This window comes from Streptomyces sp. CB09001 (genome assembly GCF_003369795.1).
Lineage (GTDB): Bacteria > Actinomycetota > Actinomycetes > Streptomycetales > Streptomycetaceae > Streptomyces.
The window spans coordinates 2,746,757-2,771,981 of record NZ_CP026730.1 but is presented as its reverse complement, the minus strand read 5'-3'; the positions used below and the strand labels follow the sequence as shown (position 1 = coordinate 2,771,981).

Below are 25,225 nucleotides of genomic sequence, written 5' to 3'. Positions count from 1 at the left end.
GGGCGGGGCCCGGTCGACCTGTGAGTCGACCGGGCCCCGCCCGTTTGTGCGCGGTGTGTCGGATTATGTGGGGTTACGTCTGGTCCATAAAGTCGGTCAGGTCCATATGATGCGGCAGATTCACCACAAGCGGAACGCAAAGGGTGATTCAGGGGTGATGAGCATGAGCGGTGCGTCGGCCTCTCCCCACGGTTTCGCGACCGTGCGCGGACGTGAGCGCGGTTACCGTCCCGAGCAGGTGGAGGCGGGTGTCGCGGCCCTCTCGAAGGAGCGTGACGCGGCCTGGGAGCGGGCCGCCCGGCTCACCGTGCTGGCCAGGGAGATGGAAGAGGACCTGGGAGACCTGGAGGAAGTGGTCGCGCAGCTCACTTCGCAGGACTACGAGGTGCTGGGGGAGCGCGCGCGAGATCTCTTCCGGCTCGGCGAGGAGGAGGCGGCGGCGGTGCGCGAGCGGGCGCGCGGTGCCGCGCAGCGGCTGATGGAGGACGCGCGGGCATACGCGGACGGCGTGCGGGAGGCGGCCCGGGCCCACGCCGACGCCGTACGGGCCGAGGCCGACGAACGGGCCCGGCACCTGCTGCTCGCGGCGCGCGCGGAGGCGGACGAGGCGCGGATCGGCGCGCGGCGCGAGGTGAAGGAGGCGCGCGCGCAGGCACTGTCCGCGCTGCGCGAGATGCGCAGGCGCACCGCCGACACGGCCGAGGGGCAGCGTGGGGAACTGGCCGAGCGGTGGGCCGCCGCCGAGCGTGCCGAGGAGGAGCGCGTGCGAGCCCTGGACGCCCACCACGCGGAGCTGGTGGCACGCGCGGAGCAGGGAGTGCGCGAGGCGGAGCAGGAGCTGGCCGGCGCCGGGGAGGCGGCCGGGCGGCGGCAGGAGGAGGCCCGGGACCGGGCGGCCGAGGTGGTCGCCGAGGCCCGGGCGCGTCGCGAGCGCATCGCCCGCGACACGGAACGGGTGCTGCGCGAGCACGGGGAGCGGTGGGACGAGTTGCAGGCCCACATGGCCTCAGTCCGCAGCAGCCTCCACGCGCTGACGGGGCGCGCGGTGGAGGTGGACTGACGCCCGCGCCGTGAGCCTTCCGGGTGCGGCGCTGTGAGCTTTCCGGGTGCGGCGCGCCGTGAGTCTTCCACGTGCCGCGCCGTGAGCCTTCCGGGTGCGGCGCGCCGGGAGCCTTCCACGTGCCGCGCTGTGAGCTTTCCACGTGACGCGCGCCGTGAGTTTTCCGGGTGCGGCGCGCCGTGAGCCTTCCACGTGACGCGCGCCGTGAGCCCTCCGGGTGCTGCGCGCCGAGTCCCGCTGTCTGCCGCGCCGTCATTCCCCCCTGCGTACCGCGCCGGCCAGGATCCAGCCCTCCACCGCCTCGTACTGCCGGCGCTGTTCCTGCGCCCTGCGCCGGCCGGAGAGCATCGTGCCGAGCCAGCCGCAGGCGAAGCCCAGCGGGATGGAGACCACGCCCGTCGTGGTGAACGGGAACCAGTTGAAGTCGGCCTCGGGGAAGGCGGACACCGGTGAGCCGGAGACCAGGTTGGTGCCCGGCATCAGCAGCAGCACGGCCAGCGAGCCCCCGATCAGGGTGCTGAGCAGCCCGGCGCGCGTGTAGCGGCGCCAGAAGAGGCCGTAGACCAGGGCGGGCGCGATGGCCGAGGCGCCCAGGCAGAAGGACAGGGTCACCAGCGGCTGGAGACTGCGGTGCTGGACGAGGGTGGCCAGGACGATCGCCGGGATGCCGACGGCAAGGGCGGAGACGCGGGCGAGGGTCATCTCGCGGCGCGGTGACATCTCCCGCACACGGGCGGCGAAGACGTCGTGGGCCAGGGAGTTGGCGCAGGCGAGGATCATGCCGCCGACGGAGGCGAGCAGGGTGAGGAAGACGGCGGTGGTGACGGTCGTGAACAGGAACGTTTCCGCGGTGGACACCTCCGCGCCGAAGGCCGCCTGCGAACCCAGCAGGTAGGCGGTGTTGCCCTGCGGGTCGATCCCGGCGACGGCCGCGCGCCCCACCAGCGCCGTCGCGCCGAAGCCGATCACCGTGACGACCAGCACGAACAACGCCACGCCGGACACCGCCCAGGACATCGAACGGCGCACCTGGCGGGCCGAGGAGGCGGTGTACATGCGCATGGTGACGTGCGGGAGGCAGGCGCCGCCGAGGACGACGGTGAGCTGCGCGGAGATCATGTCCGCGTCCGGGTGGGGGCCGCCCGCGAACTGGAGGCCGGAGTTCAGGAACGCCGACCCCACGCCGCTGTTGTCCGCCGCCGCGTCGAACAGCGCGGCCGGGTCCCAGTCGAAGCGGTGCAGGATCAGCGCGGCGACGACGAGGCCCGAGCCGAGCAGCATCACGATCTTGAGGATCTGGATGAGGGCGGTGCCCTTCATCCCGCCGATCGCCGCGTAACTGATCATCAGGGCGCCCAGGCCGACGATGCAGCCGGTCTGCAGGGAAGCGCCGGAGAAGCCGAGGACGAAGGCGAGCAGTTGGCCGGTGCCCGCGAGCTGCACCAGCATCAGCGGCAGCAGCGCCGCGAGAGTCACGGCGCAGGCCGTCATGCGGACGGCGCGCCCCGGCATCCGGCGGGCGAGCGCGTCGCCCATCGTGAACCGGCCCGCGTTGCGCAGAGGTTCGGCCAGCAAGAACATCAGCAGCATCAGGGACAGCGCGGTGCTGAGCGCCAGTACGACGCCGTCGTGGCCGAAGAGGGCGACGACGCCGCCGGTGCCGAGCACGGACGCCGCCGAGATGTAGTCGCCGGCGATCGCGAGGCCGTTGCGCATGGGGGACAGGGAGCCGTACCCGGTGTAGAACTCGTCGAGGTCGTCCCGGTCGGGGCCGGTCATCACGCACAGCAGCAGCGTGACGGTGGCGACGGCGGTGAAGCCGACCAGGGACATCGTCTGGGCGTTGCCGCTGAACTCCGTCACCGTCCCGCCTCCCGTCGCGCGTCCAGCTCGGACTCCTTGCGGATGCGGTCCGCGAGCGGGTCGACGCGGCGTCGGGCGGTGTACTCGTACAGCGCGATCGCCAGCCAGGTGACGGGGAGCTGGGCCAGCGCGAGCAGCAGTCCGGTGGGCAGCCCGCCGACGGCGGTGCCGGTCATCAGGCCGGGCGCGTACGCGGACAGGAGCAGGAAGAGGGTGAAGTAGCCGAGCGCGGCGAAGGTGGCGGTGCGCCGCTGCCGGCGGTAGGCGCTGCGCAGGATCCGCAGATCGCTGTGGTGTCCCAGCGGATCGCGGCGGGGAGCGCGCTGGGCCGCGGGGTCGAGGTGCGGGGGGTACGAGGGGGGCGGGGTGTACGACGGGTACGGGGTGTACGACGGGTACGGGGTGTACGGGGTGTACGGGGGCGAGGGTGGTGGCGGGCGGTGCGGGTACGACGGGGACGGGTCGTAGGACATCCCGGTTCTCCTTGCGCGGCTAGGGTCCGAGCGGTGGACCGCAGGAGGTGGGGGGCGGGAGCCAGGCACGTTACTCGCGAGTTGGGCAGCACGCTGCCTTTTGGGCGAACTGGTCGGTCGGTATGTGACCGCGGCCCTGTTCACGCGGCGCTCGCTTGCTCCTGACGCCGCGTGAGGGTGGACACTCGATGCGTCTCAGGGTGGAGAGCGACCCCGAGACCCGCTCCACCGAAGGGTGGACTGCCCCTAGGGGTACCTCCGTACTACGGGTCGGGGCGGGTTCGTACCGACGGAGGACGAGACGGGCCCGGTGTCGTCCTTAATCTGGCTTTACGCCGCTGGGGGGCGGTGAACCGGACCCACGGGGGTGGGGTTTTCCTCAGTAAAAGACTGCGCTGAACACCAGCGCGGCCGGCCCCCGGTTCCGGACAGACTCTTCGAGACAGCAGCGAGGCGCATGCGCGGCGGCACGGACGTCGCGCCCGGCACCGGTGGCTCACTCGATGACCGACATAGGAGATTTGACATGACATCGGCCGTAAGTATTCCCACGCACGGGAGCACTGGAGGGCGTACGGCCGTTGCCGCGCGAGCGCGGCAGGTCGTGAAGGCCTATGGATCGGGCGAGACCCGGGTGGTCGCCCTCGACCACGTGGACGTGGACATCGCGCGCGGCCAGTTCACCGCGATCATGGGCCCCTCGGGGTCCGGCAAGTCCACGCTGATGCACTGCCTGGCCGGCCTGGACACCGTCACCGGCGGGCGGATCTACCTCGACGAGACCGAGATCACCGGCCTGAAGGACAAGAAGCTCACGCAGCTGCGCCGGGACCGGATCGGCTTCATCTTCCAGGCGTTCAACCTGCTCCCGACGCTCAACGCGATCGAGAACATCACGCTGCCCATGGACATCGCCGGCCGGAAGTACGACCGCGCGTGGCTGGACCGCGTCGTGGAGACCGTGGGGCTCGCCGGGCGGCTCAAGCACCGGCCCACCCAGCTCTCCGGCGGCCAGCAGCAGCGGGTCGCCGTGGCCCGGGCCCTGGCCGCCCAGCCCGAGATCATCTTCGGTGACGAGCCGACCGGAAACCTGGACTCGCGCGCGGGCGCCGAAGTACTCGGCTTCCTGCGCCGGTCGGTCACCGAGCTGGGCCAGACCATCGTGATGGTCACCCACGACCCGGTGGCCGCCAGCTACGCGGACCGGGTGCTGTACCTCGCCGACGGCCGGATCGTGGACGAGATGTACAAGCCCACCGCGGAGGCCGTGCTGGACCGCATGAAGGACTTCGACGCCCGGGGGCGCACGTCATGACCGTCGTGAAGACCTCGATGCGCAACTTCTTCGCGCACAAGGGCCGCATGGCGCTCTCGGCGGTGGCGGTGCTGCTGTCGGTGGCGTTCGTGTGCGGCACCCTGGTGTTCACCGACACGATGAACACCACCTTCGACAAGCTCTTCGCGGTCACCTCCTCGGACGTGTCGGTGGCCCCGAAGGACGTCGAGGCCGAGGACACCCCGCAGAACGGGGTGCCCGAGTCGCTGCCGGCGTCGACGCTGGAGAAGATCCGTTCGGTCGACGGCGTGGAGTCCGTCGAGGGCGCGGTCTCCTCGATGAACGTGACGGTCGTCAACTCCGACAACGACAACGTGGGGGCCACCAGCGGCGCCCCCACCATCGCCGGGAACTGGACCAAGAACGACCTGCGGTCCATGGAGATCACCTCGGGCCACGCCCCGCGCGGCCCGACCGAGACGATGGTCGACTCCGACACCGCCGACAAGCACGACCTGAAGATGGGCGACGAGCTGCGCACCATCGCGCAGACCGGCGACTTCAAGGCGAAGATCGTCGGCATCGCCTCCTTCACCGTGACCAACCCCGGTGCCGCGGTCCTCTACTTCGACACCGCCACCGCGCAGCGTGAACTGCTCGGCGGCGCGGACCGGTTCAGCCAGTTCAACGTCACCGCCGCCGCCGGTGTCACCGACGCGCAGCTCAAGCAGAACGTGTCCGGCGCCCTGGGGGACACGTTCAAGGTCCAGACGGCCAAGGAGGCGTCCGACGAAGGACGCGCGGACGTCGGCGAGTTCATGGACGTCATCAAGTACGCCATGCTCGGCTTCGCCGGGATCGCGTTCCTGGTCGGCATCTTCCTGATCATCAACACCTTCTCCATGCTGGTCGCCCAGCGCACCCGCGAGATCGGCCTGATGCGGGCCATCGGTTCCTCCCGCCGGCAGGTCAACCGCTCGGTGCTGGTCGAGGCGCTCCTCCTCGGCGTCGTCGGCTCGGTCCTCGGTGTCGCGGCCGGTGTCGGCATCGCCATCGGCCTGATGAAGCTGATGTCGGCGGCGGGCATGAACCTGTCCACCGACGACCTCACCATCAAGACGGCGACCCCGGTGACCGGCCTGATCCTCGGCGTCGTCGTCACCGTCCTGGCCGCCTACCTGCCGGCCCGCCGGGCCGGGAAGATCTCCCCGATGGCCGCCCTGCGCGACGCCGGTACCCCGGCCGACGCCAAGGCGGGCTGGATACGCGGCCTGATCGGCCTGGTGCTCACCGGCTCCGGCGTCGCCGCCCTGCTCACGGCCGCCTCCGCCGACAAGGCGAGCGACGGCTCGATGATGCTCGGCGCGGGCATCGTGCTCTCCCTCATCGGCTTCGTCGTCATCGGCCCGCTGCTGGCCGGGTTCGTGGTGCGGGTGATCAGCGCGGTGCTGCTGCGCGCCTTCGGTCCCGTGGGCCGCCTGGCCGAGCGCAACGCCCTGCGCAACCCGCGCCGAACCGGTGCCACCGCCGCCGCCCTGATGATCGGCCTCGCCCTGGTCGCCTGCCTCTCCGTCGTCGGTTCCTCCATGGTCGCCTCGGCCACCAGCGAGCTGGACAAGACGGTCGGCGCGGACTTCATCGTCCAGGGCAACCAGCGGATCGTGCCGCAGGCCGAGAAGGCCATGACCGACACCCCCGGCCTGGAACACGTCACCCGCTACAAGGTGCTCGACGCCACGCTGACCTCCCCCGACGGCAGGACGGACGACGACGGCGTCACGGCCGCCGACCCCACCTACGCCGAGGACGTGCGCCGCGCGACGACCGAGGGCAAGCTCTCCGCCGCCTACGGCACGGACGCCATGTCGGTCGGCTCGGACTACGCCGAGAAGCACGGCGTGCACGTCGGCGACACCGTCTCCGTCGCCTTCGAGGGCGGCGAGACCGCGAAGCTCAAGGTCGCCGCGATCACCAGCGACGACGTGGCCATCGACCAGGGCGCCCGGTACATCAGCATCGAGACGATGGAGAAGTACCTGCCGGCCGAGAACGTCCCGCCGAACATGATCATGTTCGCCAAGGCGAAGGACGGCCAGGCCGACCAGGCGTACGCCGCGCTGAAGAAGTCGCTGGACGCCTACCCGCAGTACCAGGTGGCCGACCAGACCGACTACAAGCAGGAGCTGAAGGACCAGATCGGCCAGCTGCTGAACATGGTCTACGGCCTGCTCGCCCTGGCGATCATCGTCGCCGTCCTCGGTGTGGTGAACACCCTGGCGCTGTCGGTGGTCGAGCGGACCCGGGAGATCGGCCTGATGCGGGCCATCGGCCTCTCCCGCCGCCAGCTGCGTCGCATGATCCGCATGGAGTCCGTGGTCATCGCCCTCTTCGGTGCCCTGCTCGGCCTCGGCCTGGGCATGGGCTGGGGCGCCACCGCCCAGAAGCTGCTCGCCCTGGAGGGCCTGAACGTCCTGGACATCCCCTGGCCGACGATCATCGGGGTCTTCATCGGCTCGGCCTTCGTGGGCCTGTTCGCCGCGCTGGTCCCGGCCTTCCGGGCGGGCCGGATGAACGTCCTGAACGCCATCGCGACGGAGTAGCACCCGACCCGACAGCCACCGCACACGGGGGTTGCGGGGGAGGGCCCGGCGCCGACGTCCCAGGGGGCGGAGGCGCCGGGCCTTTTGCGGCGCGGAACCGGACAGCCGCCTCCGCCTGTCCCGCGAGTCCCCCCGCGAGAGTCCTCCCCCCGGCGAGTCCCGCCGTGAGCCCCGCCCGCGCGAGCCTCCCCATCCCCCCGAGAGCCTTCGCCCCCCGAGCCTTCGCCCCCCGAGTCGTCCGTCACCCGGGCGTTCGCCTTTCAGCCCACCGAGTCGGGTGGTGGGTGGGCACAGGCCCGGGGGTTCCAGGGGGCGGAGCCCCCTGGTACGGCCACCGCGGCGCCGCCCACCACGCACCCGGCGTCGTCCACAGCCCCCGACGCACCCGGCGTCGTCCACAGCCCCCGACGCACCCAAGCGCAGCGACGTACGCTGGAGACACCCCGGCCCGCAGCGCGCGTCGGGCCCGTCGTGTTGTACACCCCCGCACGGAAAGTGCCCCGAATGAGCCTGCACGGTCTGCTCGATGCCGTAGTCAAGGACACCGCCCTCGCGGAAGCGATCTCGGCGGCCGCAGACGGCAACCGCATGCACGTCGACCTGGTCGGCCCGCCCGCGGCCCGCCCCTTCGCGATCGCCGCCCTGGCCCGCGAGACGGGCCGCCCGGTGCTGGCGGTGACGGCGACGGGACGCGAGGCGGAGGACCTGGCGGCGGCGCTGCGCTCCCTGCTGCCCCCCGAGGGCATCGTGGAGTACCCGTCGTGGGAGACCCTCCCGCACGAGCGGCTCAGCCCCCGCAGCGACACCGTCGGCCGCCGGCTCGCCGTCCTGCGGCGCCTGGCCCACCCCCGCCCCGACGACCCCGAGACCGGCCCGGTCTCTGTCGTCGTCGCCCCCGTGCGCTCCGTGCTCCAGCCGCAGGTCAAGGGCCTGGGCGACCTGGAGCCGGTGGCCCTGCGCACCGGGCGGAGCGCCGACCTGGAGGAGATCGTCCAGGCCCTGGCGGCAGCGGCGTACGCGCGGGTCGAGCTGGTGGAGAAGCGCGGCGAGTTCGCCGTGCGCGGCGGCATCCTGGACGTCTTCCCGCCGACCGAGGAGCACCCGCTCCGGGTCGAGTTCTGGGGCGACGACGTCGAGGAGATCCGCTACTTCAAGGTCGCCGACCAGCGCTCCCTGGAGGTCGCCGAACACGGACTGTGGGCCCCGCCCTGCCGCGAGCTGCTGCTCACCGACGACGTGCGCGAGCGCGCCCGCGTCCTCGCCGAGGACCACCCCGAGCTGGGCGAACTGCTCGGGAAGATCGCCGAGGGCATCGCGGTGGAGGGCATGGAGTCCCTGGCCCCGGTCCTCGTGGACGACATGGAGCTGCTCCTGGACGTGCTGCCCAAGGGGTCGATGTCCCTGGTCTGCGACCCGGAGCGGGTGCGCACCCGGGCCGCCGACCTGGTGGCGACGTCCCAGGAGTTCCTCCAGGCGTCCTGGGCGGCCACCGCGGGCGGCGGCGAGGCGCCGATCGACGTCGACGCGGCGTCCCTGTGGTCCATCGCGGACGTCCGGGAGCGGGCCCGCGAGCTGGACATGATGTGGTGGTCGGTCTCCCCCTTCGCCGCCGACGAGACGCTGACGTCCGACGCCGACGGGGAGGGCGACTCGGACACGCTCAAGCTCGGCATGCACGCCCCCGAGACCTACCGCGGCGACACCGCCAAGGCGCTGGCCGACACCAAGGGCTGGCTCGCCGACGGCTGGCGCGCGGTCTACGTCACCGAGGGCCACGGCCCCGCCTCCCGCACCGTCGAGGTCCTCGGCGGTGAGGGCATCGCCGCCCGCCTCGACCACGACCTCGCCGCCCTCAGCCCGTCCGTCGTGCACGTGTCCTGCGGGTCGATCGACCACGGCTTCGTCGACCCGGTCCGCAAGCTCGCCGTGCTCACCGAGACCGACCTGACCGGCCAGAAGGCGGCCGGACGCGACGGCGCCCGGATGCCGGCCCGGCGCCGCAAGACGATCGACCCGCTCACCCTGGAGGCCGGCGACTACATCGTCCACGAGCAGCACGGCGTCGGCCGCTACATCGAGATGGTGCAGCGCACCGTCCAGGGCGCCACCCGCGAGTACCTGGTCGTGGAGTACGCCCCCGCCAAGCGCGGCCAGCCCGGCGACCGGCTCTACATCCCCACCGACCAGCTGGAGCAGATCACCAAGTACGTCGGCGGCGAGGCCCCCACCCTGCACCGCCTCGGTGGCGCCGACTGGACCAAGACCAAGGCCCGCGCGAAGAAGGCGGTCAAGGAGATCGCCGCCGACCTGATCAAGCTGTACAGCGCGCGAATGGCGGCGCCGGGACACGCCTTCGGCGCGGACACCCCCTGGCAGCGCGAGCTGGAGGACGCCTTCCCCTACGCGGAGACGCCGGACCAGCTCACCACCATCGCCGAGGTCAAGGACGACATGGAGAAGACGGTCCCGATGGACCGCCTGATCTGCGGCGACGTCGGCTACGGCAAGACGGAGATCGCGGTCCGTGCCGCCTTCAAGGCCGTCCAGGACGGCAAGCAGGTCGCCGTGCTGGTCCCCACCACCCTGCTGGTGCAGCAGCACTTCGGGACGTTCGGCGAGCGCTACGCCCAGTTCCCGGTGAACGTGAAGGCGCTGTCCCGCTTCCAGAGCGACACCGAGTCGAAGGCGACCCTGGAGGGCCTGCGCGAGGGCTCGGTGGACATCGTCATCGGCACCCACCGCCTGTTCTCCTCCGAGACGAAGTTCAAGGACCTGGGCCTGGTCATCGTCGACGAGGAGCAGCGCTTCGGCGTCGAGCACAAGGAGCAGCTGAAGAAGCTGCGGGCCAACGTCGACGTGCTCACCATGTCCGCGACGCCCATCCCGCGCACCCTGGAGATGGCGGTCACCGGCATCCGCGAGATGTCCACGATCACCACCCCGCCGGAGGAGCGCCACCCGGTGCTGACCTTCGTCGGTCCCTACGAGCACAAGCAGATCGGCGCCGCGATCCGCCGTGAGCTGCTCCGCGAGGGCCAGGTCTTCTACATCCACAACCGGGTCGAGTCCATCGACCGCGCGGCGGCCAAGCTCCGCGAGATCGTCCCCGAGGCGCGCATCGCCACCGCCCACGGCCAGATGTCGGAGCAGGCGCTGGAGCAGGTCGTCGTGGACTTCTGGGAGAAGAAGTTCGACGTGCTGGTCTCCACGACCATCGTCGAGTCCGGCATCGACATCTCCAACGCCAACACCCTCATCGTCGAACGCGGCGACAACTTCGGCCTCAGCCAGCTCCACCAGCTGCGCGGCCGGGTCGGGCGTGGCCGCGAGCGCGGGTACGCCTACTTCCTGTACCCGCCGGAGAAGCCGCTGACGGAGACCGCGCACGAGCGGCTCGCCACCATCGCCCAGCACACCGAGATGGGTGCGGGCATGTACGTGGCGATGAAGGACCTGGAGATCCGCGGCGCGGGCAACCTGCTCGGCGGCGAGCAGTCCGGCCACATCGCCGGCGTCGGCTTCGACCTGTACGTGCGGATGGTCGGCGAGGCCGTCGCCGACTACCGGGCCTCCCTGGAGGGTGGTGTGGAGGAGGAGCCGCCGCTCGAGGTCAAGATCGAGCTGCCCGTCGACGCGCACGTCCCGCACGACTACGCGCCCGGCGAGCGGCTGCGTCTCCAGGCGTACCGGTCCATCGCCTCCGCCAACAGCGAGGAGGACGTCAAGGCCGTACGCGAGGAGCTCGTCGATCGCTACGGCAAGCTGCCGGAGCCGGTGGAGAACCTGCTGCTGGTCGCCGGTCTGCGCATGCTCGCGCGGGCGTGCGCCGTCGGCGAGATCGTGCTCCAGGGCAACAACATCCGCTTCGCACCGGTGGAGTTGCGCGAGTCCCAGGAGCTGAGGCTCAAGCGGCTCTACCCCGGCAGCGTCATCAAGTCGGGCACCCACCAGGTGCTGGTGCCGCGCCCGAAGACCGCGAAGGTGGGCGGCAAGCCTCTGGTCGGGCGGGAACTGCTCGGCTGGGTCGGCGAGTTCCTGACCTCGATCCTGGGGTCGTAGCGCTCGGGGCCCGGGCCCGCCCACGGCGAAGCCGCCCACGGGGACAGTTCCGTGGACGGCTTCGACGTGTCCGGGTACGGGGAACGGCTGCTACTGCTGCTCCCGGCCGCCGCCCTGCTCGCGTCCGAAGCCGAGCTTGCCCTCGGCCTGCTGCTGCGCGGCGTCGACCTGCTTCTCGTACTTGCCGCCGGTCCGCTGGTTGACCTGGCGTTCGGCGGCGTCGGACATCTTCCTTGATTTGTCCTTGTCCTTGCCGGCCATGCTCTTCATCTTGTCGAGGATGCCCATGCAGAGCTCCTTCCGAGGCGTGACTCACTGTCGAAGGTACGACAGATATGTCCCGTGTGCCCACTGACGCCCACTTAAGGCCACCTATGGCCCGGACCCCTCCCTCGCTACGGTGGTGGCTGCGAACGGCAAGGGGAGGGGCGCGCATGACGCGGCACAGCAGGATCCGTACCGGTTGGGCCGCGGGGGCGGTCCTCGCCCTGGCCCTGGTGACCGGCTGTGAAGGCCTGGAGGCCGACGACGACGCCCCCACGTCGGGCAGTGGTGCCGAGGCCCCCGCCGCGGGCCACGCCGTCAGCCCGCTGGACAACCCCGACGGCACCGAACCGGGCCTCGCCCCGGTCGCGGGCGACAGTCCGCAGGCGAAGGCCCGCAAGCTGATCGACGGTCTGCCGACCAAGGGGCGCGGCCCGAAGACGGGGTACGACCGGGACGAGTTCGGCTACGCGTGGATGGACACCGCCGACGGCGTCCCACTCGCCAGAAACGGCTGTGACACCCGGAACGACCTGCTGAAACGTGACGGTCAGAAGGTGCGCTTCAAGTCCGGCTCGGACTGTGTGGTCATCGCGATGACCCTCGACGACCCGTACACCGGGACGCGTATCGACTGGCGCAAGCAGGACGCGAGCGAGGTCCAGATCGACCACGTCGTGCCGCTGTCCTACAGCTGGCAGATGGGCTCCTCGCGGTGGCCGGAGAACAAGCGCGAGCAGCTGGCCAACGACCCGCTCAACCTGCTTCCGGTCGAGGGCCGTGCCAACTCCGCCAAGCGCGACTCCGGCCCGGCCTCCTGGCTGCCGCCGGACAAGGCGATCCGGTGCGCGTACGCGGTCCGCTTCGCCCAGGTCGCCGTCAAGTACGAGCTGGCGGTGACGGCGGCGGACCGGGCGATGATGTCGAAGCAGTGCCAGGGCTGACGGGCTGACGCCTCTCCGGCGTCGGTGTCGTCAGCGCCGCGAGGGCGGGGCGGAGCAGGGCCGCGATCCGGTCGGCCGAGGCGTCCCGCAGGGGTGACAGGCCGAGCAGCTGGTGGCCGACGGAGACGCCCAGCAGGGTGCTGACGACCAGTGCGGCGCGCAGCTCGGGGTCCGCGTCCGTGGGCAGGGCGGCGCCGATGCCGTCGATCTGCCGGCCGAGTGCCGCCCGGGCGTGGTCGGCCGCCGCCGGGTCGGTGAGCATGGAGCGCATCATCGCCAGCGTCCCCTCGGGCAGGCCGCCGAGCTTGAGACCGAGCGTGGCCAGCAGCTGATCGACGAGCGCGTCCGGGCCCGCGGTGGGCGGCGGTGCGGGCACCGCCTGCACGGCCGCGGTGAACAGCTCCCGCTTCGAGCCGAAGTACTGCATGACCAGGGCGGGGTCGACGCCCGCCGAGGTCGCCACGGCGCGGATCGTGGTGCGGTCGAAGCCCCGCTCGGCGAACAGCACCCGTGCGCCGTCCAGGATGCGGGCCTCGGTCGCTCGGCGGCGGTCTGCGCGGGACTGGTGGGGCGTGGACACCGGTCCACTCTAGCGCCGTTCGCTCAACAGTTGTTGACCGATCCGGTGCACGGTTCTACGGTGGTTGGGTCAACAGTTGTTGAGCGAGTCGAACGAGTGGAGTGGTCGTCATGCCGCCTTCGGACGCGCCCGCCGTCCGCACCCCGCGCGAGGTGCTGGCCCGCTACTACCGGGCCATGCTCGACAAGTCCGCGGACGACCTCGCCGATCTGTACGCCGTGGACGCGGTGCACGAGTTTCCGTTCACCGCGCCCGGCTTCCCCGCGTACTTCGAGGGGCGCGAGGCCGTCCGGTCCGGGTATCGCGCCGCCTGGGGCGCCAGCCCCGCCCGGGTGGAGGAGGTCAGGGAGGTCGCGGTCCACGAGACCGCACGTCCCGGAGTGATCGTCGCCGAGCACGTGGTCGTGGGGGCGGTGCCTCCCGCGCGCACCGGGTTCACCGTCCCCGGCCTCCTGGTGCTCCATGTACGCGACGGGCTGATCGCCCGGGCCCGCGACTACATGGACGGCTTCGGGGTCGCCGCGGCCCGGGAGTGAGGGGCGGGCCCTCGCGGGTCAGGCGCTCGTCCCGGTCAGGCCGTCCAGGTCGAGGACCTCTCCGGAGGGGGACGCGGCGGGCACCGGCTCGTCGTACCCGGTGAAGGACAGGGCGCCGGGCTCCCGCTTCGACCCGCTCTCGAAGCGCAGCAGGTACGGCTCGCCCTCGGTGGCGACGTACACGGTGTTGCGCTCGGAGCCGTCCGTCTCGTACAGGGTGAACGCGGGCTTGCCGTCGACGGTGGTGGCCTTGCCGCGTGTCACCTTCGTCGGGGTGTCGTCACCGCTGCCCCCGGCGTCCTCCAGCAGCTTGTCCAGGTCGCAGAACCCGGCCATCTCCTTCGCGTCCGCGCCGTCGGCGGACATGCTGGTCCACCGTCCGGCCAGCAGTGACACGAGGGCCTCGGTGTCGGCCTGCGGCTCACCCTTGCTCTGGGCCCGCAGGAACCGTTCGTCGTACTTCAGGTAGACCGTGTCGCCGGTCTTGATCAACTCGGCCTCGCCCTGGCCGTTCAGGCCCATCGTCCCGGCGCAGTCGCCGCGCCGGTCCAGGGCGAGGTCGATCTCGATGGTGCCGCCGCTCTCGTCGTCGGGGACGCTGCCGGTCATGCGCAGCGAGCGCGCCCCGGTGGTGGCCTTCAGCGCCCGCTCGGATATCTCCGCGCCGGTCAGCCCGGCGAACGGCTCGTCCGGCGCCGATGCCGACGCGGACGCCCCGGCCGGAGTCGCGGCAGAGCCCGGTGCGGTGCTGGACGGTGACGCGGTCGCCGATCCGCCGGACACGGTGGAGCGGGCGGGCCCGTCGGACGCGCTGTCGCCGTCCTGGCCGGACTGGCAGCCGGTCAGGCAGGCGGTGGCGCCCGCGGCGAGGAGGAGAGCGGTGAGTGCGGTGCGGTGCGCGCGACGGCGCATGGTGGATCCCCCCAGGGATTCTCGGTGAACGGTGAGCGCGGTCCGGCGCTCAGAACTGGCCGTTGCCGAGCAGTTCGCCGTCGGCGTCGTAGATCGTGACGAGGCCGTTCTCGCTGTCCTTCCAGTCGGCGAACGCGGAGGCGATGAGCTTGGCCGGACCCGTGCCCTCGCCCATGATGCCGCCGGTGAAGTCGGTGTAGACGTCGGCGGCGTCGAGGATGTCGTTCTGCTCGTCGGCGCCCTGCACCTTGGTGACATGGGAGACGGCGTCCTTCTCCCCGGGCGTCCCGTTCTTCCGCACGAACGCCTTGAACCGCTCGGCCTGGGACGCCTTCTCCACGGCCTTGTCCTCGGCGGGCTTCGCGTCGGACGCCCCGTCCGTCTTCGCGCTGTCCGTGCCCGCGCCACCCGGCTTCTCGCCCGCGCTCGCCGAGGTCCGGTCGTCGCTCTTGGCGCCGCCGTCCCCGTCGCCCGCGTTCGCCGACAGCGCGCCGATGACGGCGATCCCCACGACGGTGCCCAGCACGATCTTGGTCTTCATGCCCATGACGTCAGTCCTCTCCCCAGAGACGGATCAGTCGACCGTGAACCGAAGCCCGTCGCCTCGGCCGGTCCGATGCGTCAATGAGACCAGAGCTTGTGAACCGAGTCAACACGGTTCACGGAGGGGCGCAAGTACACGATGTGAATCGAGGTCGGATCATGTTCATCGGTAGGATCACCCCCACACACCAGGACGAGGGGGCCCGAGCGTGCAGGACCACGGGACAGAGGTGACCGCCGCCGGTATCGCGCGGCTCGCCGGCGTCGGCCGCGCCGCCGTCAGCAACTGGCGCCGTCGGCACGCGGACTTCCCCAGACCGGTCGGCGGTACCGAGACCAGCCCGTCCTTCGCCCTCGCCGACGTCGAGGCATGGCTGCGCGCCCAGGGCAAACTCGCCGAGGTCCCCCCGCGCGAACGCGTCTGGCAGCAACTGGCCGGCCACCCGGAGGGCCCGGTCGCCGCCCTGGTGCAGGCCGGCTGCGTCCTGCTGCTGATCCACGACCGCCCCACCCGCTGGCTGGACGCGAGCGCCGGCTCCGACGAACGCCTCGCCGACCTGCTGCCCGCCGCCCTCGACCAGGTACTCGACGCCCGCTTCGGCACCGGCCCCGAGCGTGCCGTCACCACCCCGGCCGGCCCCCGGCTGCTCCCCTCCGCCCCCCTCCTGCGCGGCGCCGCCGAACTCGCCGCCGGGCCGGGCGCCCGCAAGGCGTACGAGTTCCTGCTCGGCCGGCACCTCGACGCCAACCCGCGGCAGTACACGCTCACCCCGGACCCGCTCGCCGACCTGATGGCCGAACTCGCCGGTCCCGCCCGCACGGTGCTCGACCCCGCCTGCGGCACCGGATCCCTGCTCCGCGCCGCTGCCGCCGTCGCCCGGCCCGGACAGGAGCTGTACGGCCAGGACAGCGACCCCGCACTGGCCGCGCTCACCGCGCTGCGGCTCGCCCTGAGCACGGACGCCACCGTGCGCATCACCGCCGGCGACAGCCTGCGCGCGGACGCCCGCACCGGGCTGCGCGCCGACGCCGCGCTGTGCCACCCGCCGTTCAACGAACGCAACTGGGGCCACGACGAACTCGCCTACGACCCCCGCTGGGAGTACGGCTTCCCGGCCCGCACCGAATCCGAACTGGCCTGGGTGCAGCACGCCCTGGCCCGGGTCAGGGACGGCGGCACCGTCGTCGTCCTGATGCCGCCCGCCGCCGCCTCCCGCCGCTCCGGCCGCCGGGTCCGCGCCGACCTGCTGCGCCGGGGCGCGCTGCACGCCGTGATCGCCCTGCCGGTCGGTGCGGCACCCCCGTACAACATCCCCCTGCACCTGTGGGTGCTGCGCCGGCCCGAGCGGGCGCCCGCGCAGCCCGGGGTGCTGCTCGCCGACACGGGGCAGTTCGCCGGAGAGGGGCGCGGCGGTCCGGACTGGCGGTCCGTGCGGGACGCCGTACTCGACGCCTGGACCGCGTTCGACCGCACCGGCCGGCTCGACGACCGGCCCGGCCTCGCCCGCTGTCTGCCCGTCGTCGAACTCCTCGACGACGACGTCGACCTGGCGCCCGCCCGCCACCTGCCGCCCCCCACCGCCACCGGCGGCACCGAGCGGCTCACGGACGTACGCGAGCGCCTGGACGAGACCCTGCGCCTGACCGCCGAGCTGGCCCCCGCGGCCCCCGGCACCGGACGCGCCGCACCCCGCAGGCCGCTCACCACCGTCGGCGAACTCGCCCGCGGCGGCGCCCTCGTGCTGCGCACCGGCACGAACGGCGGTCACGCGCGCGTGCCCCTGCTCACCGACCACGACGTCCTCACCGGCACCGGCCCCTCGGGCACCCTCCCGGAGGGCGACGAGGAACCCGTCCTGACCGAATCCGGTGACGTCGTCGTGCCCGTCCTCGGCGGCGGCTCCGTCGCGCGCGTGATCGACGCGGACACCGCGGGCGCCGCCCTCGGACGCAACCTCGTGCTGCTGCGCCCCGACCCCGCCGCCCTCGACCCCTGGTTCCTCGCCGGGTTCCTGCGCGGCACCGCCAACCACCGGCAGGCCAGCAGCTACGCCTCCACCGCCACCCGCCTCGACGTACGGCGCCTCCAACTGCCCCGGCTGCCCCTCGACGCCCAGCGCGGCTACGGCGACCGCTTCCGCGCCCTCGACGAGTTCGAGCGCGCGCTGCGCCTCGCGGGCCGCCTGGGGGAGCAACTGGTGCGGGGCATGTACGACGGGCTCACGGACGGCACGGTCGACCCCGGCTGAGCCGCCCGCGCGGCCCGAGTGACCAGGACGACAACGGTTCGGTACAACCCGGGGCCGCCGGTCCGTGTCGGCCTATACGCTCGACTCCGCACCGGTCGCCCGGCGCACGTCCGTCCCATCGGGTCCCCAGGAGAAGTCATGCACGGCCACGGCTATGCGCCGCCACCGCCGCCGCGCCGCCCCAGGACCGCGGTGCTGGTCCTGTTGCGCGTCTTCTTCGTGGCCCTGGCCCTGCTGAGCATCGGCTTCCTCGCCTGGATATCGACGCTGTACGCCGCCGTCGTGAGCCGCCGGCCACGCGACTGGTGGGTCTTCGCCGCGACGGCCGTCGCCCTGGTGGTCAGCTTCTGCTTCCTGGCCACCGACGACACCGACGACTTCAGCACCCCGGCCGGCACCACCGGGATGATCATCCTGCTGCTCAACGCCTGCGCCTGCGCCGGGTACTTCCTCTACGCCGACATCCGCCACCACCGGCGGCCGCCCCACCCCGGCCACCCCGTCCCGATGCCGCCGCCCCCGGCACCCGGGTACGGACACCCGCAGCCCGCGTACCCCTACGCCCCGGCCCCCGCCCCGGCGCAGGCGCCGGTGCCGCCGTACCAGGCCCCGACGCCGCAGCACCCCCCGGCCCCCGCCCGCATCGACCAGGTCCGCGCCGAACTCGACGAGCTCAGCGACTACCTGCGCAACCACGACGGCCGTGACGACGGCCACCGGGGCGGACGGTGACCGCGGCGACCGGACGCGTCGTCGCCGGCCGGTACGAGCTGTCCACGCTCATCGGCCAGGGCGGCATGGGACAGGTCTGGACGGCCTACGACCGGCGCCTGGACCGGCGCGTGGCGGTGAAGCTGCTGCGCCCCGACAAGGTCGCCGGAGCGGAGGCCGACGAACTGCGCCGCCGGTTCGTGCGCGAGTGCCGCGTCACCGCACAGGTCGACCACCCCGGCCTGGTCACGGTGCACGACGCGGGCAGCGAGGGCGAGGAGCTGTTCCTCGTCATGCAGTACGTCGACGGCGCCGACCTCTCCGACCACCTCGCCGAGCACGATCCCTACCCGTGGCAGTGGGCCGTCGCGGTCGCCGCCCAACTGTGCGCCGTCCTCAGCGCCGTGCACGCCGTGCCGATCGTCCACCGCGACCTCAAGCCGCGCAACGTGATGGTCAAGCAGGACGGCACCGTCACCGTCCTCGACCTCGGCGTCGCCTCCGTCATGGACGCCGACACCACCCGCCTCACCCACACCGGCACCCCCATCGGCTCGCCCGCCTACATGGCCCCCGAGCAGGCCATGGGCGGCGCCGTCGGCCCGTACACCGACCTGTACGCACTCGGCGTGCTGCTGCACGAACTGCTCAGCGGCGACGTCCCGTTCGCGGGTTCCACGGCACTCGGTGTGCTGCACCGGCACCTGTACGAGCCCCCGCTGCCCGTGCGCCGTACCCGCCCCGAGGTCCCGGAGGCGCTCGAAGCCCTGGTGCTGCGCCTGCTCGCCAAGGACCCGCAGCACCGCCCCGACTCCGCGCAGGAGGTCTACGAGCACCTCGCGCCGCTGCTGCCCACGCTCGGCGTGCCCACCGGCGGCCCCCTTGACCCCACCCGCCCCTTCGTGCGCCCGCACGCCCCCTGGCCCGACCGCGCCCGCACCCCCGCGCCGCAACCGGCGCCCGTACCGCCCGCCGCCGAGGCGGAGAAACCGGACGTCGCCCGCGCCGTCGACGACGTCAAACGCCTCCTCGGCGAGGGCCGCATCACCCAGGCCGTCGACGTCCTCGGCGCGATCCTGCCCGCCGCAGCCGAACAGCACGGCGAACGCTCCCCGGTCGTGCGCACCCTGCGCAGGCAGTACGCGGCGACCCTCATGGACGACGGCCAGTACCGGCGTGCCCTGCCCGAACTGCGCCGCCTCGCCGACGAACGCGCCGCCGAGGCCGGCCAGGCCGACCCGCAGTCCCTGCGCCACCGCTACGACGCCGCCCAGTGCCTGGAACAGCTTGGCGAACCGGCCGCCGCCCTCGCCGAGTACCGCGCGCTGCTGCCGTACTACGAGAACCAGTACGTGGCCGGCGACCCCGACCTCGCCCACGACGTCCGCCGCCGCATCGGCCATCTCCTCCTCGCCCTCGGCGACCGCGCCGCCGCCCACGACACGCTGGTCCGGCTGCTGCACGACGTGGAGCACGTCCACGGACCCGGCCATCCGCTCGCGGACGACATCCGGCGCACGCTCCAGTGGCTGGGCCGGATGCGCGGCTGACCACCGCCGCCACGAGGGCCCGGTGGCGGGCCGGGCACGAGGCGGTGCCCGAAGTCCCGATGAATCGTTGGTCCAATGGGTTGGCCAGAGCCGGGCCACTGCCTAACATCGATCATCGCAAGACTTTGTGCACCGTCGCACAATCTCCAAACGGGAGGTTCCCTTGCACCGCCGCAGCCGCCGTCGCTCCGCGCTTCTCCTCACCGCCGCGATCGCCGCAGCGGCCCCCCTGCTCACCGCTTGCGGCAACGACGCGCATCCGGGCGCGGCGGCCGTCGTCGGCGACCAGCGCATCACCGTCGCCCAGCTGGAGAACCGCGTGGACGAGGTGCGCGAGGCACAGCGCGCCGCCGTGCCGGACGACACCCAGTACCAGCAGGTCGTCGCCCGGACCGGCACCCTCACCCGCGACACCCTGCACGGCATGGTCCTCGACCGGGTCCTGCACCGCGCCGCCCAGGACGCCGGGGTGGGCGTCAGCCGCAAGGAAGTGCAGGACATGCGCGGCGAGCTGGAGAAGCAGGCCGGCGGCCCCGAGCAGCTGGAGACGGTCTGGCTCCAGCAGTACGGCGTCGCCCCCGACCGCCTCGACGACAACCTCCTCGTCCAGATCGAGGCCCAGAAGCTCGCCCAGAGCCTCGGCACCGACACCAGCCGGCCCGAGTTCTGGCAGGCCCTGTCCGAGGCATCCAAGAAGCTCGACGTCGACCTCAACCCGCGCTACGGCGCCTGGGACGTCCAGAAGAGCAGCCGTGTCGACACGCGGACACCGTGGGTGCGCGAGATCACGGCGGCGGGGCCCCAGCAGCCGGCGTAGCACCCCTGAGCAGCGGCGATACGGTCCCCTGTGGACAACTCGGGGGGCCGTCGACCGGGTGCGTTAGGTTCGAGGAGTGAACGCAACCACCGCCGACGCGACCGCCCCCGACCAGGGCCGCATCGTCCTGCTCACCACCAGCCACCGCGTCGCCCCCGGCCTGCTGTCCTGGCCCGCCTGGCAGGCCCTGCGCACCGCCGACCGCGTCCTGTGCGCCGACGGCGCCCACCCGCAGGTGCCCTATCTGCGCGAGGCGGGGATCCGGGTGGAGGAGGCGGCCCCGACCGCCGAGGAACTGGTGGACGCCTGCGCCGGCGGCCGCACCGCGGTGGTCGTCGCGACCGGCGAGGGCGACCCCGCGCTCACCGACGGCCTGGCCCGCCTCGCCGGCTCCGGCCGTGTCCGGATGCCCGACCTCGAGCTGCTCCCCGCCTCCTACGACCTCCCGGGCGCCCGCCTCCTCGACCTCGTCCAGGTCATGGACCGCATCCGCCTCGAATGCCCCTGGTCCTCGCAGCGCACCCACAAGGGCCTGGCCAAGTACGCCATCGAGGAGGCGTACGAACTCGTCGAGGCCATCGAGGACGGCGACCGCGACGAGCTGCGGGAGGAGCTGGGCGACGTGCTCCTCCAGGTCGTCTTCCACGCCCGCATCGCCGAGGAGGACCCCGACGCCCCGTTCTCCGTGGACGACGTGGCCGGCACCATCGTCGCCAAGCTCATCCACCGCCACCCGCACGTCTTCGGCGAGGAGACGGCCGAGACCCCCGAGGAGGTCCGGGAGCACTGGCTGCGCACCAAGGCCGCGGAGAAGCGGCGCACCTCGGTCACCGAGGGCGTCCCCCTGGGCCAGCCCGGCCTCGCCCTCGCCGCCAAGCTCGCCTCCCGCGTCCGCACCGCGGGCCTCGACGTCCCGCTGCCCACCGGCGAGGGCATCGGCTACGAACTGCTCGCCCTCGCCGCCCGCGCCGAGTCCGCGGGCACCGACCCCGAGGCGGCCCTGAGAGCGGCGGCCCGCGCCTACCGGGACGCGATCCGGGCGGTCGAGGGATGACCGGCAGCTCTTCCGCCCCCGTCCCCGAGCTGTTCACCTGGGAGTTCGCGAGCGACCCCTATCCTGCCTACGCCTGGCTGCGCGAGCACGCCCCCGTGCACCGCACCCGGCTGCCCAGCGGAGTGGAGGCATGGCTGGTCACCCGGTACGCCGACGCGAAACAGGCCCTCGCCGACCCGCGGCTGTCCAAGAACCCGGCGCACCACGCCGAGCCCGCGCACGCCAAGGGCAAGACCGGCATTCCGGGGGAGCGGAAGGCCGAGCTGATGACCCATCTGCTCAACATCGACCCGCCCGACCACACCAGGCTGCGACGGCTGGTCAGCAAGGCGTTCACGCCCCGCCGCGTGGCCGAGTTCGCGCCCCGGGTGCAGGAGCTGGCCGACCTCCTCATCGACCGCTTCGCCGCCACCGGCTCCGCCGACCTGATCCACGAGTTCGCCTTCCCGCTGCCCATCTACGCCATCTGCGACCTGCTCGGCGTCCCCCGCGAGGACCAGGACGAGTTCCGGGACTGGGCGGGCATGATGATCCGTCACCAAGGAGGCCCGCGGGGCGGCGTCGCCCGGTCGGTGAAGAAGATGCGCGGCTACCTCGCCGATCTCATCCACCGCAAGCGCGCCGCACTGCCGCCCGAGCCCGCGCCCGGCGAGGACCTCATCTCCGGCCTGATCCGCGCCTCCGACCACGGCGAGCACCTCACCGAGAACGAGGCCGCGGCCATGGCCTTCATCCTGCTCTTCGCAGGTTTCGAGACCACGGTCAACCTCGTGGGCAACGGCGCGTACGCCCTGCTCACCCACCCCGGGCAGCGGGAGCGGCTGCAGGCGTCCCTGGCCGCCGGGGAGCGCGGCCTGCTGGAGACCGGCGTCGAGGAACTCCTGCGCTACGACGGCCCGGTGGAGCTGGCCACCTGGCGCTTCGCCACCCGGCCGCTGACCATCGGCGGACAGGACGTCGCGGCCGGCGACCCCGTCCTCGTCGTCCTCGCCGCCGCCGACCGGGACCCGGAGCGGTTCACCGACCCGGACACCCTGGACCTGGCCCGCCGCGACAGCCAGCACCTCGGGTACGGCCACGGCATCCACTACTGCCTCGGCGCCCCGCTCGCCCGGCTGGAGGGGCAGACGGCGCTGGCCACCCTGCTCACCCGGCTGCCGGACCTCCGCCTCGCCGCGGACCCGGCCGAACTCCGGTGGCGCGGCGGCCTCATCATGCGAGGTCTGCGCACTTTGCCGGTCTCGTTCACACCGCTCGCGTCATCGGCGGGCAACGGTCCGTCGCCGACGCAAAAGTGACACGCGCTCAACTCTGTGATCTTCACGTGATCTGCGCGGCATGAACTTGTGACAAGTGATGATCTCCCTATACGTTCACGGATCAGCGTGGTGTCGAGCGTCATCCGCCGCGCGGTCCCCGTCGTCTCGTGAAAGGTCGTCGCATGCTCTCCGGGAACGGTCGTCACCGCCGCCCCCGCCAGGCACCCGCACTGGTCGTCGCCGCCGGAGTGACCGGCTCCGCCATCGCGATCCCGCTGCTCGGTGCCACCGGCGCCCACGCGGCCGACTCCGCGAACTGGGACCAGGTCGCCGAGTGCGAGACCGGTGGTGCCTGGAGCCAGAACAGCGGCAACGGGTACTACGGCGGCCTGCAGCTGTCCCAGGACGCCTGGGAGCGGTACGGCGGGCTGGACTACGCCCCCAGCGCCGACCAGGCCAGTCGCTCCCAGCAGATACGAATCGCCGAGAAGATACACGCGGACCAGGGCATCGCCGCCTGGCCGACCTGCGGTCTGCTGGCCGGACTGGGCAGCGACTCCGGGGTCACGGGCGGCGGCTCCGGCTCCGGCACGGCCGGTGACGGGGCGTCGGAGGGTTCGGACACCTCGGGGGAGCAGGACACCACCAAGTCGTCCGAAACACCCGCGACCACCGAAACACCCGAGTCGCCCCAGTCATCCGAGTCGTCCGGCTCGAGCGGTTCGTCCGGCACGGCCGAGACGCCGGAGTCGACGTCCGGAGCATCCTCTTCGTCCCCTTCGCCCTCTTCTTCGCCGTCGTCTGACGCTCCGTCCGATGAGGCGGACCAATCCGCCAAGCCGGACACTTCGTCCGAATCCGACCCCTCCGTCAGTGCCGAATCGCAGGGCACCGAGGGCTCGTCCGGCTCCGGCAAGCACCGGGGCGGCACCGCGGACGAGGGTGCGGCGGGGGAGGGGCGTACGGACCCGACGACGGGCCGGCACGCCTCGCGCGACGGTGGCGAGCGGGAGGCCGGGGACGGCCGTTACGTCGTCCGCACCGGCGACAGTCTCTGGGCCATCGCCGACTCCCTTGAGGTCGACGGCGGGTGGCGCACGCTCTACGCCGACAACGCGACCGTCGTCGGTGCCGACCCGGACCACATCCTGCCCGGTCAGACGCTCACGGTCACGGGCGAATCGGGCGAAAAGTAGGGGGAGTTCACGTCACGGTTAGAGACCGTATGTCCCTTTTGGATCTCGTGAGAGATAGGTCTCAGAAGCCGTGATCGTCTTTGAAAATCCGCGGAGCGCGTGTCTACGGTCATGACCGCTCGCCACCGCGGGCCCCGACAGCCGCAACGCCGAATCCTGCCAGCGGCCGTACGGGAACAGTCGTCGCGTCAAGCGCCGCAGGCAGGAGCGGGGGACCCAAGGTAAGTGCCGCACCGGGCAGTTGAGCCGGAGCGGCTAGGGGTGAAGCCGAGTTCCGGGAGGAACCCGGCCGGGCAACTCAACCGGCCCGAACCCGACAGCTCACCTCGCAGGCGTCGGTGAGGGGATCAACCATGCTGTTTTCCGGCAAGGGCAAGCACCGTCGCCCGTCCAAGGCCACCCGTGTCATCGCCGTCGCCGGCGTCACCGGTGCCGCCGTCGCCGCCCCGCTGATGGCGGCCGGCAACGCCTCCGCCGCCACCGCGTCCGAGTGGGACGCCGTCGCCCAGTGCGAGTCCGGCGGCAACTGGTCCATCAACACCGGCAACGGTTACTACGGCGGTCTGCAGTTCTCCGCCTCCACCTGGGCCGCCTACGGTGGTACGCAGTACGCCTCCTCCGCCGACCAGGCGAGCAAGTCCCAGCAGATCGAGATCGCCGAGAAGGTGCTCGCGGGCCAGGGCAAGGGTGCCTGGCCGGTCTGCGGCACCGGCCTGTCGGGCGCCGCCTACACCGGTGGCGGCTCCCAGGACAGCGGCTCCGGCAGCTCCGAGGGCTCGCAGAGCCAGAGCAGCGGCTCCACCACCGAGCGCTCCACCGAGCAGAAGGCCTCCCGCTCCTCCGAGCGCCCGGCCGCCGAGCCGAAGGCCGAGAAGCCCGCCAAGAAGACCGTCACCACCCCGACCGGCAAGAAGGTCGAGAAGGGCGACGGCGAGTACAAGGTCGTCAAGGGCGACACCCTCAGCTCGATCGCCGAGGAGCACGACGTCAAGGGCGGCTGGGCGAAGCTCTTCAAGCTGAACGACGACATCGTCGACGACGCCGACCTGATCTACCCGGGCCAGCAGCTGCACCTGAAGTAAGCGGCGGCGGCCTCCGCGACTCCCGCCCCGGTGCGTGTTCCCCCGTACGCACCGGGGCGGGACTTTTCATGTTCCGCCTTTGTTCCGTTCGGAAACAATTTACTCTCGGTTCTGTCCAGCGGGTGGGCGATCGGCTGGCCGATCGCCCGGAGCCGGTTAGGCTCGGTCCCGCAGAGCCGTCGCGGTCCCGCGGGACC

20 protein-coding genes and 1 riboswitch are annotated in these 25,225 nt (G+C 72.3%); of the genes, 14 read left to right on the top strand and 6 right to left on the bottom strand.

Annotated features, from left to right (window positions below):
• Positions 1–163 precede the first annotated feature (163 nt).
• The gene (locus C4J65_RS12770) at positions 164–1,060 is read left to right on the top strand and encodes a cellulose-binding protein (protein WP_115742522.1); all 897 of its coding nucleotides are present in this window, start codon (positions 164–166) and stop codon (positions 1,058–1,060) included.
• A 252-nt stretch (positions 1,061–1,312) separates the two neighbouring features.
• On the opposite strand, the gene C4J65_RS12765 is transcribed toward C4J65_RS12770, so the two are convergent.
• Together C4J65_RS12765 and C4J65_RS12760 are read right to left on the bottom strand one after the other, a co-directional pair.
• The gene (locus tag C4J65_RS12765) at positions 1,313–2,893 is read right to left on the bottom strand and encodes a cation acetate symporter (protein ID WP_115746422.1); all 1,581 of its coding nucleotides are present in this window, start codon (positions 2,891–2,893) and stop codon (positions 1,313–1,315) included.
• Between the two features lie 26 nt (positions 2,894–2,919).
• Positions 2,920–3,396, bottom strand: a complete 477-nt coding sequence (locus tag C4J65_RS12760) for a DUF485 domain-containing protein (RefSeq protein ID WP_115742521.1) — start codon at positions 3,394–3,396, stop codon at positions 2,920–2,922.
• A gap of 526 nt (positions 3,397–3,922) precedes the next feature.
• Here C4J65_RS12760 and C4J65_RS12755 point away from each other — a divergent pair.
• From C4J65_RS12755 to mfd, 3 genes are all read left to right on the top strand, one after another.
• Positions 3,923–4,711 (top strand): ABC transporter ATP-binding protein, encoded by a 789-nt coding sequence (locus C4J65_RS12755; protein ID WP_115742520.1) that lies wholly within the window; start codon positions 3,923–3,925, stop codon positions 4,709–4,711.
• On the top strand, positions 4,708–7,272 hold the full coding sequence (locus C4J65_RS12750) for an FtsX-like permease family protein (RefSeq protein ID WP_115742519.1): 2,565 nt from the start codon (positions 4,708–4,710) through the stop codon (positions 7,270–7,272). The genes C4J65_RS12755 and C4J65_RS12750 overlap by 4 nt, the downstream gene beginning before the upstream one ends.
• Positions 7,273–7,776: 504 nt before the next feature.
• Positions 7,777–11,331, top strand: coding sequence for a transcription-repair coupling factor (gene mfd, locus C4J65_RS12745; RefSeq protein ID WP_115742518.1), 3,555 nt, complete (start codon positions 7,777–7,779; stop codon positions 11,329–11,331).
• A 90-nt stretch (positions 11,332–11,421) separates the two neighbouring features.
• On the opposite strand, the gene C4J65_RS12740 is transcribed toward mfd, so the two are convergent.
• A complete protein-coding gene (locus tag C4J65_RS12740) occupies positions 11,422–11,619 on the bottom strand; it encodes an antitoxin (protein WP_003975703.1) in 198 nt (65 codons plus the stop codon).
• Between the two features lie 146 nt (positions 11,620–11,765).
• Between C4J65_RS12740 and C4J65_RS12735 the strand changes: the two genes are divergently transcribed.
• Positions 11,766–12,539 carry an HNH endonuclease family protein gene (locus tag C4J65_RS12735; protein WP_115742517.1) on the top strand — a complete coding sequence of 258 codons (774 nt, stop codon included), beginning with the start codon at positions 11,766–11,768 and terminating at the stop codon, positions 12,537–12,539.
• Here the strand turns inward: C4J65_RS12735 and C4J65_RS12730 are convergent.
• On the bottom strand, positions 12,475–13,119 hold the full coding sequence (locus C4J65_RS12730) for a TetR/AcrR family transcriptional regulator (protein WP_115742516.1): 645 nt from the start codon (positions 13,117–13,119) through the stop codon (positions 12,475–12,477). The genes C4J65_RS12735 and C4J65_RS12730 overlap by 65 nt on opposite strands.
• Positions 13,120–13,229: 110 nt before the next feature.
• Between C4J65_RS12730 and C4J65_RS12725 the strand changes: the two genes are divergently transcribed.
• Positions 13,230–13,655, top strand: a complete 426-nt coding sequence (locus tag C4J65_RS12725; RefSeq protein ID WP_115746421.1) for a nuclear transport factor 2 family protein — start codon at positions 13,230–13,232, stop codon at positions 13,653–13,655.
• Positions 13,656–13,673: 18 nt separating this feature from the next.
• Here the strand turns inward: C4J65_RS12725 and C4J65_RS12720 are convergent, their stop codons facing one another.
• Positions 13,674–14,567, bottom strand: coding sequence for a hypothetical protein (locus C4J65_RS12720; RefSeq protein ID WP_115742515.1), 894 nt, complete (start codon positions 14,565–14,567; stop codon positions 13,674–13,676).
• A 49-nt stretch (positions 14,568–14,616) separates the two neighbouring features.
• On the bottom strand, positions 14,617–15,114 hold the full coding sequence (locus tag C4J65_RS12715) for a hypothetical protein (RefSeq protein WP_115742514.1): 498 nt from the start codon (positions 15,112–15,114) through the stop codon (positions 14,617–14,619).
• 205 nt (positions 15,115–15,319) lie between these two features.
• On the opposite strand from C4J65_RS12715, the gene C4J65_RS12710 reads away from it, so the two are divergent.
• The 8 genes from C4J65_RS12710 (at position 15,320) to rpfA (ending at position 25,028) form a co-directional block, all read left to right on the top strand.
• Positions 15,320–17,359 carry an N-6 DNA methylase gene (locus C4J65_RS12710; RefSeq protein ID WP_115742513.1) on the top strand — a complete coding sequence of 680 codons (2,040 nt, stop codon included), beginning with the start codon at positions 15,320–15,322 and terminating at the stop codon, positions 17,357–17,359.
• A 138-nt stretch (positions 17,360–17,497) separates the two neighbouring features.
• Positions 17,498–18,091 carry a hypothetical protein gene (locus C4J65_RS12705; protein ID WP_115742512.1) on the top strand — a complete coding sequence of 198 codons (594 nt, stop codon included), beginning with the start codon at positions 17,498–17,500 and terminating at the stop codon, positions 18,089–18,091.
• Between the two features lie 38 nt (positions 18,092–18,129).
• Positions 18,130–19,620, top strand: a complete 1,491-nt coding sequence (pkaE, locus tag C4J65_RS12700) for a serine/threonine protein kinase PkaE (protein WP_275898182.1) — start codon at positions 18,130–18,132, stop codon at positions 19,618–19,620.
• Between the two features lie 163 nt (positions 19,621–19,783).
• The gene (locus tag C4J65_RS12695; RefSeq protein WP_115742510.1) at positions 19,784–20,437 is read left to right on the top strand and encodes a SurA N-terminal domain-containing protein; all 654 of its coding nucleotides are present in this window, start codon (positions 19,784–19,786) and stop codon (positions 20,435–20,437) included.
• Between the two features lie 76 nt (positions 20,438–20,513).
• Positions 20,514–21,491: a nucleoside triphosphate pyrophosphohydrolase gene (locus C4J65_RS12690; RefSeq protein ID WP_115742509.1), complete on the top strand. Its 978-nt coding sequence runs from the start codon at positions 20,514–20,516 to the stop codon at positions 21,489–21,491.
• A complete protein-coding gene (locus tag C4J65_RS12685; RefSeq protein WP_115742508.1) occupies positions 21,488–22,789 on the top strand; it encodes a cytochrome P450 in 1,302 nt (433 codons plus the stop codon). The genes C4J65_RS12690 and C4J65_RS12685 overlap by 4 nt, the downstream gene beginning before the upstream one ends.
• Positions 22,790–22,932: 143 nt before the next feature.
• Entirely contained in the window at positions 22,933–23,946 is a 1,014-nt protein-coding gene (locus C4J65_RS12680; protein ID WP_115742507.1) for a transglycosylase family protein, read from the top strand.
• 183 nt (positions 23,947–24,129) lie between these two features.
• Positions 24,130–24,296: riboswitch (cyclic di-AMP (ydaO/yuaA leader) on the top strand.
• Positions 24,297–24,299: 3 nt separating this feature from the next.
• Positions 24,300–25,028, top strand: a complete 729-nt coding sequence (rpfA, locus tag C4J65_RS12675; RefSeq protein WP_115742506.1) for a resuscitation-promoting factor protein RpfA — start codon at positions 24,300–24,302, stop codon at positions 25,026–25,028.
• The last annotated feature ends 197 nt before the right edge of the window (positions 25,029–25,225 follow it).